This is a genomic window from Klebsiella sp. TF21-TM (assembly GCF_019753495.1).
Taxonomy (GTDB): Bacteria; Pseudomonadota; Gammaproteobacteria; order Enterobacterales; family Enterobacteriaceae; genus Klebsiella; species Klebsiella quasipneumoniae.
Map to the genome: position 1 here is coordinate 112,681 of NZ_JAIJYL010000010.1, position 15,206 is coordinate 127,886.

The 15,206-nt window shown below is 63.2% G+C and carries 13 protein-coding genes; 10 read left to right on the forward strand and 3 right to left on the reverse strand.

What is annotated here, in order from left to right; genetic code table 11:
* Positions 1 to 314: 314 nt before the first annotated feature.
* From K5R89_RS11990 to K5R89_RS12010, 5 genes are read left to right on the forward strand one after another with little or no spacing between them, the layout of a single operon-like run.
* Positions 315 to 1,295 carry a sugar ABC transporter substrate-binding protein gene (locus K5R89_RS11990; RefSeq protein ID WP_023288813.1) on the forward strand — a complete coding sequence of 327 codons (981 nt, stop codon included), beginning with the start codon at positions 315 to 317 and terminating at the stop codon, positions 1,293 to 1,295.
* Between the two features lie 44 nt (positions 1,296 to 1,339).
* Positions 1,340 to 2,842 carry a sugar ABC transporter ATP-binding protein gene (locus K5R89_RS11995; protein WP_074186689.1) on the forward strand — a complete coding sequence of 501 codons (1,503 nt, stop codon included), beginning with the start codon at positions 1,340 to 1,342 and terminating at the stop codon, positions 2,840 to 2,842.
* Entirely contained in the window at positions 2,839 to 3,828 is a 990-nt protein-coding gene (locus K5R89_RS12000) for an ABC transporter permease (protein ID WP_032455106.1), read from the forward strand. Before K5R89_RS11995 ends, K5R89_RS12000 begins: the two co-directional genes overlap by 4 nt.
* Positions 3,825 to 4,829: an ABC transporter permease gene (locus K5R89_RS12005; RefSeq protein ID WP_171878983.1), complete on the forward strand. Its 1,005-nt coding sequence runs from the start codon at positions 3,825 to 3,827 to the stop codon at positions 4,827 to 4,829. Before K5R89_RS12000 ends, K5R89_RS12005 begins: the two co-directional genes overlap by 4 nt.
* 11 nt (positions 4,830 to 4,840) lie before the next feature.
* The gene (locus K5R89_RS12010) at positions 4,841 to 5,782 is read left to right on the forward strand and encodes a carbohydrate kinase family protein (RefSeq protein ID WP_221853864.1); all 942 of its coding nucleotides are present in this window, start codon (positions 4,841 to 4,843) and stop codon (positions 5,780 to 5,782) included.
* A 41-nt stretch (positions 5,783 to 5,823) separates the two neighbouring features.
* Here the strand turns inward: K5R89_RS12010 and K5R89_RS12015 are convergent, their stop codons facing one another.
* From K5R89_RS12015 to K5R89_RS12025, 3 genes are read right to left on the reverse strand one after another with little or no spacing between them, the layout of a single operon-like run.
* Positions 5,824 to 6,852, reverse strand: a complete 1,029-nt coding sequence (locus tag K5R89_RS12015) for a 2-hydroxyacid dehydrogenase (RefSeq protein ID WP_101866122.1) — start codon at positions 6,850 to 6,852, stop codon at positions 5,824 to 5,826.
* Positions 6,849 to 8,345 carry an FGGY-family carbohydrate kinase gene (locus K5R89_RS12020; RefSeq protein WP_044521590.1) on the reverse strand — a complete coding sequence of 499 codons (1,497 nt, stop codon included), beginning with the start codon at positions 8,343 to 8,345 and terminating at the stop codon, positions 6,849 to 6,851. Before K5R89_RS12020 ends, K5R89_RS12015 begins: the two co-directional genes overlap by 4 nt.
* Positions 8,346 to 8,357: 12 nt before the next feature.
* A complete protein-coding gene (locus tag K5R89_RS12025) occupies positions 8,358 to 8,966 on the reverse strand; it encodes a methylthioribulose 1-phosphate dehydratase (protein WP_008805607.1) in 609 nt (202 codons plus the stop codon).
* A gap of 452 nt (positions 8,967 to 9,418) precedes the next feature.
* On the opposite strand from K5R89_RS12025, the gene codB reads away from it, so the two are divergent.
* From codB to K5R89_RS12050, 5 genes are all read left to right on the forward strand, one after another.
* Positions 9,419 to 10,681, forward strand: coding sequence for a cytosine permease (gene codB / locus K5R89_RS12030; RefSeq protein ID WP_032455098.1), 1,263 nt, complete (start codon positions 9,419 to 9,421; stop codon positions 10,679 to 10,681).
* On the forward strand, positions 10,678 to 11,913 hold the full coding sequence (locus K5R89_RS12035; RefSeq protein WP_217259381.1) for a PucR family transcriptional regulator ligand-binding domain-containing protein: 1,236 nt from the start codon (positions 10,678 to 10,680) through the stop codon (positions 11,911 to 11,913). The genes codB and K5R89_RS12035 overlap by 4 nt, the downstream gene beginning before the upstream one ends.
* Positions 11,910 to 13,148 (forward strand): cytosine deaminase, encoded by a 1,239-nt coding sequence (codA, locus tag K5R89_RS12040; RefSeq protein ID WP_048297026.1) that lies wholly within the window; start codon positions 11,910 to 11,912, stop codon positions 13,146 to 13,148. The genes K5R89_RS12035 and codA overlap by 4 nt, the downstream gene beginning before the upstream one ends.
* Positions 13,149 to 13,293: 145 nt before the next feature.
* Positions 13,294 to 14,250 carry a LacI family DNA-binding transcriptional regulator gene (locus K5R89_RS12045; protein ID WP_072096504.1) on the forward strand — a complete coding sequence of 319 codons (957 nt, stop codon included), beginning with the start codon at positions 13,294 to 13,296 and terminating at the stop codon, positions 14,248 to 14,250.
* A 121-nt stretch (positions 14,251 to 14,371) separates the two neighbouring features.
* Positions 14,372 to 15,181, forward strand: a complete 810-nt coding sequence (locus K5R89_RS12050; protein ID WP_044521584.1) for an inositol monophosphatase — start codon at positions 14,372 to 14,374, stop codon at positions 15,179 to 15,181.
* Positions 15,182 to 15,206: the final 25 nt, after the last annotated feature.

Below are 15,206 nucleotides of genomic sequence, written 5' to 3' on the forward strand. Positions count from 1 at the left end.
AAGCGTTAGCCCGCGCAATCTTCTCTTTTTCGCAGTAGAGGCCGTATTTCCCATGCACTCATAATATTAAGAAAATTGTCTTTATCCGCTAAATAAACACAGAACAAACCAAAAATAAAACCACAAAATAAAAAGGCCTACCCGGCATCATGAAATATTTTCAGGTTCTTCATGACAAAATAAACTTTTTCTCTGGCGTTTCCGCGATATAACATTGCCGGCATAACTTAGACTTATTTTGTATTTGAGGTGGCGAGGTGCTTCTTGTCATGCTACCGGTCCGCAACCACCTTCATCACAGGATCATAATAACAATGTCGCAGAAGAGAAAATTATTGCCTGCCGCGCTGGGACTGCTTTCCCTTGCCTCGCTGAGCGTCACCGCCGCTGACGCCCTCTCATTACAGGGAAAAACCATTGGCGTGGCCGTCGTAGGCACCCAGCATTTCTGGGATCGCGAGGCTTTCAAAGGCGCGACAGAAGAAGTGGAGAAGCTGGGGGGCAAAGTCATTGGCGTCGATGGCGGCCGGGATAATCAGGTTCATGCCAATAATCACGATATTTTACTGTCACGCAAGGTGGACGCGGTAATTAGTATTCTCGGCGACAGCGCCGTCGAACCCAAATTTAAAGCCTTACGTGATGCCGGCATCCCGGTATTCACCGTGGATCATGTTTCACAATATTCGGTCAACAATTCCACCTCCGATAACTACACTCTGGGCTCCACCATCGGTCGCTACATGGCGGACGAATTAGGCGGCAAAGGTAATGTGGCGGTATTTAACGCGTTCTCCAGCGCGCTGCGTATTTGCGGAATTCGTTACGATCAGTGGAAATATGTCCTTAAGGATTATCCGGATATTCATATTATCCAGCCTGAGCTCGCGGAACAGTTCGCCAACTCGCCGGAAGACGCGCGGAAGAAAACCCTCGAATTACTCAGCCAGTACCCGAAAGGCAAACTGGATGCCATCCATGTCGCCTGCTGGGATCAACCGGCCATCGGTATCGTCCAGGCGCTGGAAGAGACCGGTCGTGATAAGGACGTGAAAGTGACGGCCATCGACGCCGGCCCGGAGACACTGGAGATCATGGCGGAGCCCGGCAGCCCCTTCGTGGCTAACGTCGCACAGCAGCCGCATCTGATCGGCCAGACCTCCGCCGATAACGTGGCCCGCTACTTTGCCGGTCAGAAACTGCCGGTGCAAACCTTTATCCCGGTCATACCGGTGAAAGGTCCGCAGGAAGCGAAAGCGGTGTATAAACAGTTGGGATACGGCGAACTGCAGTGATAAATCAACACCCTGGCGGGGAGCGCCCCGCCGCGGGTCTGGTCATGGACCAGATCGGCAAACGTTTTGCCAGCGTAACGGCGCTGAATGCGGTTACCCTGCGCCTCAACCCGGGGGAAATTCATGGCCTGATTGGCGAGAACGGCGCCGGTAAATCGACGCTGATCAAAATCCTCGCCGGCGTCTATCAGGCCGACAGCGGTAGCGCGACCCTCGACGGCCGCCCGCTGCCCCTCGGCAACCCGGCAGCCATCGAAGCCGCCGGCATCCGCGTGATCCACCAGGAGCTCAACCTGATCCCGCACTTTACCGTCGCGGAATCGGTGTTTCTGGGTCAGGAGTATCGCACCCGCTGGGGGGCGCTGGATCGCCGACGGATGAGGGCCGCCACGGCGCAATTTTTCCAGCAAAACTGGCAGCTGGCGATCGACCCCGAACGTCTGGTGCGGGATCTGAGCCTGGCCGAGCGCAAGCTGGTGCAAATCGCCCGCGCGCTGATCGACGGCGCGGCGCGGCTGGTGGTGTTCGACGAGCCCACCGCCCCCCTCGAGGCCCAGGAGGCCAGTCTGGTCTCCTCCGCCATCCTGCGCCTGCGCGACCAGGGCATTGCCATTCTGTATATTTCCCACTACCTCAATGAGATAGCCACCCTCTGCGACCGCGGCACCGTGCTGCGCAACGGGGAAGTGGTCGGCTACCCGGACCGCGACCTGCTGCAGAATACCGAGGCGCTGATCGCCATGATGGTCGGCCGGGAAATCGACCAGCTGTATACCCCGCGCCAGCGCCCGGCGGCAGACAACGGGGCTGCTCCATTACTCTCGGTGCGCCAGTTGAGCGACGGACGGCAGCTACAGGACCTCTCTTTTGATATTCACCCGGGGGAGATCGTCGGCGTCGCCGGCCTGCTCGGGGCCGGGCGCGATGTGCTGGTTGACTTACTCTACGGCTTGCGCCCGGCGGAGCGCGGTACGATCCACCTCGACGGCCAGCCGCGACGTATCCGTACGCCAAAGCAGGCGATCCGCGCCGGAATGGCGCTGGTCCCGCGTGACCGCCGTCATCAGGGGCTGATCCTGCCTTTCACCACCGCTGACAACATTAATCTCGCCTCGCTGCCCGAGACCGCCACCTTTGGCTGGGAGCGGCGGGGGCTTGCCGAGCAGAAAGCGCGCGACTGGATAGCACAGCTGGCGATCCGCCCGGGACGCCCGGCCCTGCCGGTACGCTACATGAGCGGCGGCAACCAGCAAAAAGCGATCCTCGCCCGCTGGCTCGGCACCGATGCCCGGCTGTTTATTCTCGATGAACCCACCCTTGGGGTTGATATCGGCGCCCGCCGCGATATTTATCAACGTACGCGCCAGCTGGCCGATCAAGGACGGGCGGTGCTGGTCTCCTCCAGCGACGCCACCGAATTACTCGGACTATGCGACCGGATCCTCGTCCTCTGGCGCGGCGCGCTGGCGGCCAATCTGCCCACCCGCGGGCTGACCCTCGACGCCCTGCTGGTGGCGATCAACGGCGGACAGGAGCCTTCACCATGAGTACCGCTATCCAGCGTCGCAGCCGTCCGGGCCTGGCGACGCTTATTGAAAAATTCCCCCTGATCCTGTTTCTGGCGCTGCTGGTGTGGCTGAGCGTGCAGTCGCCCTACTTCCTCAGCTGGCAAAATATCAGCCTGATGCTGGTCCAGAGCGTTCCGCTGGCGATCCTCTGTTTCGGCCTGGTCTGCGTCATCGCCGTTGGCGGAGATGACGTGGTCTCCGGCGGCATCGACCTCTCCCTGCCGGCGACCGCGGTGCTCGGCGTCGCGCTGCTCAGCCTTGGGCTGGCCGAATGGCACACGCCGTATCTCCTGCTGCTGGCGCTGCTGACGGCGGTTTGCCTGCTCTGCGGGGCGATCAACGGCTTCCTGGTGCTGGCGGCCGGCCTGCCGCCGCTGCTGGCCACCCTCTCGACCTCGGTGGCGTTTACCGGCCTGACGGACCTGTTGACCGGCCAGCGGCGCATCGCGGTCAGCGATCCGCTGATGGTCGCCTTTCGCGATAACAGCGTGCTGGGCCTGCCCTGGCCGCTGGTCTATCTGCTGGGGGTGTTTATCCTGTTCCAGTTCCTGCTCCATCACTCCCGCTTCGGCCAGCATGTGCAGGCGGTGGGCGGCAATCGCGATATGGCGCAGATGAGCGGCCTGAACGTGCGCCGCTTAACCCTACTGGTCTGGCTGTTAGCGGGCATCGCCGCCGGGCTGGCTATTCTGCCGCTGCTCAGCCAGGGCTCCGGCAGCTCCAGCGGAACGGCCACGCCGTTGCTGCTGGAAACCGTGCTGGCGACCTTTATCGGCGCCGCCTTCTCGCGTCGTCGGGTGGTCACCATCTGGGGCGCGCTGCTGGGGGCGATTCTGGTTAACGCCCTCTCTAACGGGCTCGGCCTGCTGGGGGTCAATATCTTCTGGATGGGCGCCATTAAAGGCGGCCTGATCCTGGTGGTGCTGGCGGCATCGGCGGTCAGACACAAAGGAGGCGAGGCATGAGCCAAATCACCCTGAAAACCCCAGCGCCTGCGGAACAGACGGTCAGCAGCCCGCTGGCCTGGCTGTCGCGGGCCGGATTCGGCGTCATCACCCTGCTGTCCATTGCCCTGTTCGGCTGGGCGAATCCGGTATTTTTAACCGTGGATAACTGGGCCAACCTGCTGCAGGGCAGCGCGATCCTGCTGATTGTGGCGATGGCGATGACCTTGATCGTCAGCGCGGGCGCGATTGACCTGTCGGTAGGCGTCGCGCTCGATTTTGGCGCCGCCTTCGCCCTCGTCGCCCTGAAAACCTGGCATCTGCCGTGGCAGGCGGCGGTGGGCTGCGCCCTGCTCGGCGGGGTGCTGATTGGCCTGCTCAATGCTTTTCTGATCCTCATCTGCCGGATCCGCCCCTTCCTCGCCACCCTCGGCACCTGGTTTATCGCCAGCAGCGCCGAACGCATCTATACCGATGGCGGCGGCGCGATAGCCTATCGGCGGATGGCCCCCGAGTATCACGACCTGGCGGTGGGTAACCTTGGCGGCATCCCCACGCCGGTCGCGATCGTGCTGGCGCTGTGGCTGGCGGCCTGGCTGGTCACCGAGCGTACCCTGTGGGGCAAATATATCCGCGCCATCGGTCAGAACAGCGAAGCGGCGCGCATCGCCGGGATCCGCGATCGCCTGACCATGCTCGGCGTGCTGGTGGCCGCCTCGGCCCTCTGCGCCATCGGCGGGGTGATCCTCTCCGCCAACCTGCGGCAATTTACCCCGCTGGCCGGGCAGTCTTATCTGATGGACGCCATTGCGGCGGTGTTTATCGGCACCGCCTTTAACCGTCTGGGACGGGTCAGCATCGCCGGCACGCTGGGCGGCGTGCTGTTCCTCGCCATTATTGATAATGGTCTGAATCTGATGGGGCTCAATTATCTGGTGAAGGACGCGCTGGTCGGGGTGATTCTGGTGGTGGCCCTCGCCCTATCCTTCTGGCAGGCGCGCCTGCGCCAAACGCATCGCTAAACGGGAGACCGATGGCAACCTTTGACGCCGTGTTTGTCGGCCTGACTATTCTGGATACCGCCGGGCGCCCGGTGGTGGCGATCCCGCCGCGCGGCGGCGTCGCCTTTATTGAGCAAATTCGCCTCAACCCCGCCGGCACCGCCGCGGGGGCCAATATTAACGCCGCGAAGCTCGGGATCCGCACCGCAGCGGTGGCCTGCCTGGGCGAAGATGAAAAAGCCGACTTTATCCTCGCCAGCTATGCCCGGCTGGGCATCGACTGCTCGCTTATCCAGCGCACCGCGCTGAAGGAGACCTCGGCGACGATCCTGCCGATTCGCCCCAACGGCGAACGTCCGGCCCTGCACTGCCGGGGTGCGTCTGACGCCCTGTTCGTCAGTGAGGCGGAATTTGACGCCGTCCTTGACTGTCGCTTCCTGCATCACGGCGGGACCGGACTGCTGGCGGCAATGGACCAGGGACAGAGCGCGCGGCTGTTGCAGGCGGCCAAAGCGCGCGGGGTCACCACCAGCTTTGATCTTATCGCCCCGAATGAACACACCCTGGAACTGCTGCGGCCCCTGCTGCCGTCGGTGGATTATTTCATGCCTTCCCTGGAGGAAGCCGCCTTTCTCTCCGGGGAGACGCAGCCGGAGGCCATCGCCCGCTTTTTCTTTGCGCTGGGCGTGGGCACCTGCATTCTGAAAGACGGCGAGAACGGCTCCTGGCTTATCGGCCGCGATGGCGTGCTGGAGCATATTGCGCCGTGGCCGGTCGAGGCGGTGGATACCACCGGCTGCGGCGACAGCTACTGCGGCGGGTTTATAGCCGCGCTGGCGCGCGGACTCAGCGTGAAAGCAGCGTGCGACGTCGCCTCGGCGGTGGCCGCGCTGGTGGCGACCGGGATGGGATCGGATGCCGGGGTGGTGGACTGGGAACAGACCCAGGCTTTTATGGCGGCCCATCGCCCCTGACGCTGGACCCGCGCCGCCGCAGGCGCGGCGGCGCTAGCGGCTTAACGCCACTGGTACAGCAGCGGCTCTCCGGCGACATAGCGCTGAAGATCGGCGGCAATCATCGCCGTGTGTTTGGCGATACTCTCCCGGGTAGCCCCGGCGATATGCGGCGTAATAATCACGTTATCAAACTCGGTGACAAATGGGTGATCGCGCCACAGCGGTTCTCGGTGATACACGTCCAGCGCCGCGCCGCCCAGCGGGCCGTGACGCAGGGCATCAATCAGCGCCGCTTCGTCGACCACCGCCGCGCGGGAGGTATTGATCAGCAGCGCGCCGGGCTTCATGCTGTTTAACAGCGCCGCATTCACCAGCCCGTCGCTGTGCGGTCCGCTGCTCAGATGCAGGCTGACGATATCCGCGTCGCGGAACAGCGCCTCCAGGGTCGTTTTCTGTAGCCCTGGCTCATTGATATCCTCTGCGGCGACGAACGGATCCACCACCCGCACCGCCATGCCGAACGCCCGGGCGATACGCGCCACCCGGCGGCCAATGTTGCCATAGCCCACCAGCCCCAACGTTTTATTGCGCAGTTCACTGCCCTTAAACACTTCATAGGGGCTTTCCGGGCTTACGTCCCAGACCACATCCCGCCGCAGGCCCTGCTGGGTGGCGGCGGCGGCATTATCAGCCTGCGTGAACTCCCCCCGCTTCAGCGCCGCATGGGATTGCGGAATGTGGCGCGCCAGGCTGAGCATCAGGCCAAGCGTCAGCTCCGCGGCGGCATCGGCATTGCGCCCCGGGGTGTAGAGCACCCGGATGCCGCGCGCCTGCGCGGCCTGGGTATCAATATTCACCGGATTGGCGCGGGTACAGGCGATCACCTGCAGGCGCGGACAGGCGGCCATCACCGCGTCCGTCACTTCATCATAGCTGGTCACCAGCACCTCGGCGTCGTGGGCCAGCTCAATCAGCTGGCCGGCGCTGAGTTTCGGTTTGCCCAGCGCCCATCCCTCTACCAGCAGCTCGCCCAGCAGGTGGAAGGCGCTAAGGTCGCCAGCATGCTCGGCGGTAAAAACGATTTTCATGGTTGTACTTCCTGAGAAAGATGTTGAAGAGCGGCCTGCCTGGCCTGCCATACCGGCAGCATCTGCTCGCGCAGCAGGCGATAAACGGGATACAGCGCCGCATAGCGGGCATGCGCCTGAGGGCGCGGCTGATAGCGGGTCTGCGCCAGCGGAGGCGTCTCGGCCAGCGCAGCGACGCTGCGGGCCGCCAGAATCGCCGCCCCGCGCGCGCTCAGTTCGTTAAAGGCGCTGGAGACCACCGTGCGCCCGGTACAGTCGGCGATAATCTGCAGCCAGGTGGCCGAGGCGGCGCCGCCGCCGGTCAGATACAGCTCGCCGCCCTGCGGATAACCCTGCAGCGCATCGACAATGGCGAAGGCCAGGCCTTCAAACACCGCGCGCTGCAGTTCGGCGCGGGTGGTGTGCGGGCTAATGCCGATAAAGCCGGCCCGCGCGTCGGGACTGTAAAACGGCGCGCGTTCGCCATTGAGGTACGGCTGCCAGAAGACGCCGCCGCTGCCCGGCTCCACGTCCGCGATCGCCTGCTCCAGCCGACCCAGATCGGCGTCCAGCGAAATATGCTGCTGCAGCCAGTCAATGTTTGGCGTACCGGCCTGCATCGGAAACAGCGAGATCACCTGTCCGGCTTCGGTATGGGTGACAAAGCGCGTCGCCTCGTTCACCGTCTGCGGGCCGCGGCAGACGATCCCGGTGCAGCAGGTGGTGCCGAGGATCGTGTAGATGTCCCCTTCGTTGACCGCGCCGCAGCCCAGCGCGGCGCTGCAGACATCCAGCGCCCCGGCGGCCACCGGCGTCGCGGCGGGCAGCCCGGTCAGCGCCGCCACCGCGTCGCTCAGCGTGCCGGCCGGAGCATCCGGGGCCAGCAGCGGGGGAAACAGCGGCAGCAGTTCGTCCAGCCCCATCTCGTTCATCACCACCGAGGACCAGCTGCCGCTCTGCTGATTGAGTAACGAGCTGCTGGCGTCCGTCAGCTCCAGCGCCGCCACGCCGGTCAGGCGAAAGCGGATCCAGTCCTTGGCGAAAAACAGATAGCGCGCGGCCGCCAGCCGCTCCGGCTGATACTGTTTCAGCCAGTACAGCTGCAGGCTGGTATTGCAGGGCTGCAGGTGGGTGCCGGTATCGGCGAAATAGCGGCGGTCAAAGCCGGGCCGGCGCAGCAGGTCGCTCATCAGCGCGTGGCTGCGGGTATCGCTCCACAGGATCCCCGGGCCCACCGGTTCGCCCTGCTCATCGCTGAGCCAGACTCCCTCCCCTTGCCCGGCGAGGCCGATGGCCCGCAGCCGCCCCGCCTGCAGCGCCGGGTGGCGGGCAATCTGGCGCAGAATAGCCAGCACCGAATGCCACAGCTGGGTCATATCCTGTTCCGCGTAGCCATTGGCCGACAGGCGGGGGGAGGTGTTTTCCGCGGCGCTGGCGCGCGCGGTGAAATGCTGATCAAACAGCACCGCTTTCACCCGGGAGGTGCCGATATCGATACCAAGATAAAAATCCATACCTGCTCCGGCTCAAGGCTCGTAGCGGCGGCGCATCAGCTCGCACTCGAACAGGAACTCCAGCCCTTCCAGTTGTCGGCGGGCCTCCTGAATATCTTTCCCCCAGCAGGTCAGGCCATGTCCGCGCAGCAGAAAGCCGTAGCGCAGCGGGCGGGTTTGCGCATAATCGGCAATCCGCGCCGCCAGGGCGTCAATATCCTGATCGTTATCGAAGATGGCGACCGGAACGGTGTCGAGATGGCTGTGCTGCCCGCTGAGGGTTTTCTGCATTTCATACCCCTGCAGCGCCAGCGTGTCGCTTTTTTCGATGCGCGACAGCACGGTGGCGTTGACGGTATGCACATGCAGCACCACGTTGGCCTCCGGGAACAGGCGATAGACCAGCGTGTGCAGGCCGGTCTCGGCCGACGGTTTCCGTCCGGAAGGGGCCTGGTTGGTGGCGATCTCCACCTGCAGGAAATCCTCGGTCGTCAGGCTGCCTTTGTCGCGGCCCGACTCGCTTAGCCAGCACCAGGTGTCATCCTGACGCACCGACATATTGCCGCCGGTCGCCGGCGCCCAGCCTTTCGCGCCGATCCAATGACAGGTGGTAACCAGTTGCGCGAGTCTTTCTTGCCACATAGCAGTTCCTTAGGTTAGCGATGATTTATTTAGCCGTCTAAATGGCTATTTACCCGATACTAACACCGCTAACCGGAGGGAACAATATTTCAGGAAACACACATAAGACAAATGGTTATATCATAAATGCATATTAAATAACCTTTATTCACAGCAATTTAACCAACCGCGGTGAGTCCGCTACGATTCCCTCCTGTCTGGCGCCAAAACGCTGGCGGATTCTGCTGGTTGAAATTCTCCGCCTGCGCCGGGAATACCGTCGCCGCTCTCCTCTGCCCCCGACTGGTGCAAAACATGGCAGGATGCACACTAAAATGGCATTACTCCCCCTACATCCCGCAATAACTGTGCATATTGCACACCGCGCGCTATTCCCCGTGCCCGGTTTTTCCTGGCACATCTCTTGCTACTTCCGGCTATCACCGCCCATCTAACCAGCCAGAGGTTCCAGGATGTCAAACAGCAATGATTTTCCCCTCGTCGAAGCGCCCGCCGCCGGACGTAAAGGCGTATTTTCCATCGCCATGGTGTTATTCAGCTTTACCTTTTTCACCGGCACGATGTTCGCCGGCGGTAAACTCGGCGTCTCCTTTTCCATCGTCAATCTGCTGTGGATAGCCGTCATCGGCAACGCCTTGCTGGCCCTGTATGCCGCATCGCTGGGTTGGATCGCCGCGCGCAGCGGCCTGAATACGGTGCTGATGGGCCGCTTCTGCTTCGGCGAAATCGGCAGCAAGCTGGCCGATTTTATCCTTGGCTTTGCCGAGCTGGGCTGGTACGCGTGGGGGACGGCCACGGTCGCTATCTCGCTGGTGAAGATCCTCGCCCTGCCCGAGGCGCTGACCCTGCCGCTGATGGTGCTGTTTGGCATTCTGTTCTGCGTCACCGCGCTGGTGGGCTACAAGGGGCTGGACGCGCTGTCGCGCCTGTCGGTGCCGCTGATGTTCGTGCTGCTGGTGGTCTCCATGTATCTGGCGCTGCGCCACGCCGGCGGCTGGCAGGCGATGACCCGCATTGCGCCAGGCGACGCCATGACCTGGTCGGCGGCCATCACCATGGTCTTTGGCACCTTCGCCAGCGGCGCCACCCAGGCGACAAACTGGACCCGGCTGGCCAACTCCAGCCGTACCGCCATTCTCGCCAGCATGGGCAGCTTCCTCGTCGGCAACGGGCTGATGATCGTTGCCGGCGCCTGGTGCGCTATCGTCTATCAACAGGCCGATATCGTCGAAGTGCTGATCCTGCAGGGGCTGTCGGTGGCCGCGGTGATCATGCTGTGTCTCAATCTGCTGACCATCCAGGGCCCCACCATCTATAACGTCTCCGCCGCCGCCTGCCATCTGCTGCGCAGCGAACGTCGCCGCACGCTGACCCTCGCCGCCGCCGGGGTGGGCATTGTGCTGGCCATTGGCGGTATGTACGAAATGCTGATCCCGTTCCTCGTGCTGCTGGGCAGCATTATCCCGCCCATCGGCGGGGTGATCCTCGCCGACTACTGGTTCGCCCGCGGCGGGCGCTATCCCCTGCTGCAGAACGCCCGCTTGCCGCGTTTTAACTGGCTGGGACTCGGCGCCTACGCCGCCGGCGCGGTGGTGGCTTATCTGTCGCCGTGGATCGCGCCGCTGGTGGGGATCACCGTCTCCGCGCTGGTCTATATCGCCCTGACCCTGCTAAGCAAGCGTCAGCCTGCCGCCGTCGCGGAGCAGGAGCCATGAGCCTGACGGTCAGCGAACTGCTGGCCCTTGAGGGACTCTCCGCCCTGCGTCTGCGGGCGGGAAAGCAAGGGCTGCAGCGGGCGGTACGCTGGTACTACGTGGCGGAAAATGAGCATATCGCCGAGTGGATCATGGGCGGCGAGCTGGTCTTTATCACTGGCATCAACCATCCCCGGGATGAAGCCAACCTGATCCAGCTGCTGATGGAGGGCAAACAGCACGGCATCGCCGGGATGGTGATCCTCACCGGCGAGGCCTATATCCACGCCATTCCCGCCACGCTGATCGCGCTTGCCGACGAGCTGGGCATTCCACTGATCGAGCAGCCCTACCTGCTGAAGATGGTGATTGTCACCGAGCGGGTCGGCACCGCGCTGGTTCGCAGCGAAAGCGCCCTGCAGTCGCAGCGCGACATCCTGATGCAGCTGGTCACCGGCGACTATCCGGACCTGCAGATGCTCCACCAGCGCGCCCTCCACCAGCAGCTCGATTTTACCCGCCCGCTGCGGCTGGCGGCGCTGCGCCTGGAGGGACTGTCCCGCCTGTTTCGCCAGTTTCCGCCCGAACAGGCCGAAGCCTGGCTGCAGCAGGCCCACCGCAGCGTGCGCCAGCAGCTGCAGCTGCAGCTCAACCAGCAGGGCAACCCCTTCCCGCTGCTGGAGCGCAGCAATATGTTCCTTTTCCTGCTGCCGGATGAGGAGGGGGAAGGCTTTCAGCAGAAAAAGTGGCTGCAGCAGTGGCTGCAGACGCTGGCGGAGGGAGAAGAGAGTTTGTCGCTGCTCTGCGGCCTTTCCGCGCCGGTCAGGCAGCTGCAGGGCTACCCGCGGGCGCTGTCGCAGGCGCGACAGGCACTGGATCTTTGCGATACCCTGCGGCCGACCCAGCGGATCAGCGACTATCAGCAGCTGGGGTTTATCAAACTGCTGTCCGCGGTCAGCGACCCGGCGCTGCTCAACGATTTTATGCACGACACCCTGGGCTGCCTGATCGAGCCGGGCCGTAAAGCGCCGTGGCTGCTGCTGGAGACCCTCGAGACGCTGCAGCAGGAGAACGGCAACGTGGTGCGGGCCGCCGACCGGCTGGGTCTCCATCGCAACACCCTGCATCAGCGCATCCAGCGTATTGAAAAACTGACCGGCTACCCGGTCAGCCACCCTCAGTTTCATCTCAACGCCTCGGTCGCGCTGGTGATCTGGCGTTTATCGCAAAACCATTTACAGGACCAACCATGAAAATTGTTAACGCCCGCCTGCGCCGCCAGGAGGCGCTGTTTACCCTTGAGCTGCAGGACGGCCTGATTCAGCGCATGACCGCCCAAACCGCGATGCAGACCGCCGACGCCGGCGATATCGACGCCCAGGGCCGGCTGGCGATCCCCCCCTTCGTCGAGCCGCATATTCATCTTGACGCCACCCTCACCGCGGGCGAGCCGGAGTGGAACCGCAGCGGCACCCTGTTTGAAGGCATCACCCGCTGGAGCCAGCGCAAAGCGAGCATCACCCCGGAGGACACCCGCCAGCGGGCGCTGAAAACCATCGGCATGCTGCGCGATTTCGGCGTCCAGCACGTCCGGACCCATGTGGATGTCACCGACCCGTCGCTGTCGGCCCTGCAGGCGCTGCTGGCGGTGAAAAAAGAGGCCGCCGATCTCATCGATCTGCAGATTGTCGCCTTTCCGCAGGAGGGGATTGAATCCTACCCCGACGGTCGGGGGCTGATGACGCGCGCCATCGAGATGGGCGCCGACGTGGTGGGCGGTATTCCGCACTATGAAAACACCCGCGACAAAGGGGTCAGTTCGGTGATGTTTTTGATGGACCTCGCCCAGCGCTATGGCCGCCTGGTGGATGTCCACTGCGATGAAATCGACGATCCGCAGTCGCGTTTCCTCGAAGTGCTGGCGGAAGAGGCCCGGGTGCGCGGTATGGGGGCGCAGGTCACCGCCAGCCACACCTGCGCGATGGGCTCTTATGACAACGCCTACTGTTCGAAGCTGTTTCGCCTGCTGAAAGCCTCGGGGATCAACTTTATCTCCTGCCCGACCGAAAGCATTCATCTGCAGGGCCGGTTTGACAGCTGGCCGAAACGGCGCGGCGTCACCCGGGTGGCGGAGCTGGATCGCGCCGGCATCAACGTCTGCTTTGCTCAGGACTCGATTCAGGATCCGTGGTATCCGCTGGGGAACGGCAATATCCTGCGCATTCTGGATGCCGGACTGCACATCTGTCATATGCTCGGCTATGACGATCTGCAGCGCTGCCTTGACTTCGTCACCGACAACAGCGCCCGGGCGCTCTGTCTGGGCGATAACTACGGCCTCGCCGAAGGCCGCCCGGCTAACCTGCTGATCCTCGATGCGGAAAACGACTACGAGGCCGTCCGCCGCCAGGCGCGGGTGCTAACCTCCATTCGCCACGGTAAGGTGATTTTGCAGCGTGAGGTGGAGCACATCCGCTACCCGGCATAAGGCGCAAGGCGCTGCGCGTCGGCGCCTTTCTGTGATACCTTTTCAGGCAGTGTGCGTGACCGACGCCCGCCCGGGCGTCGGCTTCCTGGAAAACAGACGGCGCGAAACGACGATGAGCGATAAAAAATGGATTAAGGCCGAGGATGTGGCCAGACTGGCCGGCGTCTCGCGCTCGGCGGTCTCCCGTACCTTCACCCCCGGCGCCTCGGTGTCGGAGAAGACCCGGCAGAAGGTGCTGAGCGCCGCGGAAGCTCTGGGCTATCAGGTGAATATCATCGCCCGGACGATGATCACCGGCAGCAGTAATTTTATCGGCATCGTCACCGCCGGTTTCGACAACCCGTTTCGCAGCAAACTGCTGGCGCCGCTGGTCCATCAGCTGGCGCTCAACGGCTTTATGCCGCTGCTGATGAACGCTGACGATCCGCAGCAGCTCGCCCCTTCGCTTAAACAGCTGCTGAGCTACCACGTCGCCGGCGTGATCATCACCTCCGGCGCGCCGCCGCTGTCGCTGGCGGAAGAGTACCTGGCGCGCAAGATCCCCGTCACCCTGATCAACCGTCATGCGGACCTCGCCGGCTGCGACCGGGTGTGCAGCGATAACGCCCAGGGGGCGAAGCTGGTGGCGGGCTTGTTCAGTCGTCGAGGCTGGCGGCAGGTTGGCTTTATTGGCGAAAATCGCGAGAACTTCAGCACCCGCCAGCGTTATGACGCTTTTATCGCTCAGACGTCGGGCATGACGGTGACCAGCCGCTTTTGCGACGGCGGCGGTTATCAGGCCGGCCACCAGGCCGCCAGAGAATTAGTTGCTGAAAACCCCGGGGTGCAGGCCCTGTTCTGCGCCACCGATATGCTGGCGCTGGGCGCCCTGGACGGCCTGCGGGACGCCCCCGCCGCCGCCCCGCTACCGGCCATCGTCGGCTTTGACGATATCCCGCAGGCGGACTGGCGCCCCTATCAGCTCACCACCGTTCAACAGAATACCGCCCTGCTGGCCCACCACGCGGTGGATCTGTTGATGACGCGGATCGCCCGCTTCAGCCTGCCCTCGCGCCATCGCGAAGTGCCGGTGAAACTAATTATTCGTCAAAGTGCGAAATGAAAAAATCATTTTATGCTGGATCGATCACAGAATCTTCTGTGAAACCCGGCCACACTCATTCGGCCCTTCGGGGCTGTTTTTTTCACGCAAAATGCACACGTGTGCAAAATAGGGAGTCACTATGCAATCTCAGGAATCAGAAGCGCTACAGACCCGCTACCGCCTGGCCTGCGAGCTGGCGAAAGCGGGGGCTGAGCTGGCGTTTGAATACTATCAACAACGCGAAGCGCTGACCGTCGACCATAAGGGCGACGATCTGCAGGATGTGGTCAGCGTGGCCGATAAGCGGGTGGAGGCCTTTGTGAAACAGCGCATTCAGAGCGCGTTTCCGGAGGATGGTTTTCTCGGCGAAGAGAGCGGCGCCCGCCTGTCCGACGCGCGGGTGCTGTGGGTGGTCGACCCCATCGATGGCACCAGCTGTTTCCTCAACGGCTTGCACACCTGGTGCCTGTCGCTGGCGATCGTCGCCGACGGCGAACCGGTCATCGGCGTGGTCTATGACCCCAACCATCGCGAGCTGTTTCACGCCCTGCGGGGCCATGGCGCCTGGCTCAACGACGCCCCGATCCGTCCGCACCCCGCGACGACGGTCAGGGAGGGGGTGATGGGCGTCGGCACCTCGCATCGCGTCACCCCGGCGGACTTTCTGCCGTTTCTGCAGGCGCTGCTCAGCGACGGCGGCATGTTTATCCGCAACGGCTCCGGCGCGCTGATGAGCGCCTGGGCGGCGGCAGGCCGCTTGATTGGCTACTACGAGCCGCACATGAACCCATGGGACGCCCTGCCGGGGCTGGTGCTGATGCGCGAAGCGGGCGGCGCCAGCAACGATTTTCTGGCGCAGGAGGGGATCCAGCGCGGCAACCCGCTGCTGCTGGCCAGCCAGACGCTCTACCCGCAGCTGAAAAAGATGATCCTACAACCATTACATTAACCCTTACGGGTCAGGCTATTTCTGA

Coding starts and splice junctions, on each gene's coding strand:
- K5R89_RS11990 (WP_023288813.1), top strand. CDS start 315: ATGTCGCAGAAGAGAAAATTATTGCCTGCCGCGCTGGGACTGCTTTCC.
- K5R89_RS11995 (WP_074186689.1), top strand. CDS start 1,340: ATGGACCAGATCGGCAAACGTTTTGCCAGCGTAACGGCGCTGAATGCG.
- K5R89_RS12000 (WP_032455106.1), top strand. CDS start 2,839: ATGAGTACCGCTATCCAGCGTCGCAGCCGTCCGGGCCTGGCGACGCTT.
- K5R89_RS12005 (WP_171878983.1), top strand. CDS start 3,825: ATGAGCCAAATCACCCTGAAAACCCCAGCGCCTGCGGAACAGACGGTC.
- K5R89_RS12010 (WP_221853864.1), top strand. CDS start 4,841: ATGGCAACCTTTGACGCCGTGTTTGTCGGCCTGACTATTCTGGATACC.
- K5R89_RS12015 (WP_101866122.1), bottom strand. CDS start 6,852: ATGAAAATCGTTTTTACCGCCGAGCATGCTGGCGACCTTAGCGCCTTC.
- K5R89_RS12020 (WP_044521590.1), bottom strand. CDS start 8,345: ATGGATTTTTATCTTGGTATCGATATCGGCACCTCCCGGGTGAAAGCG.
- K5R89_RS12025 (WP_008805607.1), bottom strand. CDS start 8,966: ATGTGGCAAGAAAGACTCGCGCAACTGGTTACCACCTGTCATTGGATC.
- codB (WP_032455098.1), top strand. CDS start 9,419: ATGTCAAACAGCAATGATTTTCCCCTCGTCGAAGCGCCCGCCGCCGGA.
- K5R89_RS12035 (WP_217259381.1), top strand. CDS start 10,678: ATGAGCCTGACGGTCAGCGAACTGCTGGCCCTTGAGGGACTCTCCGCC.
- codA (WP_048297026.1), top strand. CDS start 11,910: ATGAAAATTGTTAACGCCCGCCTGCGCCGCCAGGAGGCGCTGTTTACC.
- K5R89_RS12050 (WP_044521584.1), top strand. CDS start 14,372: ATGCAATCTCAGGAATCAGAAGCGCTACAGACCCGCTACCGCCTGGCC.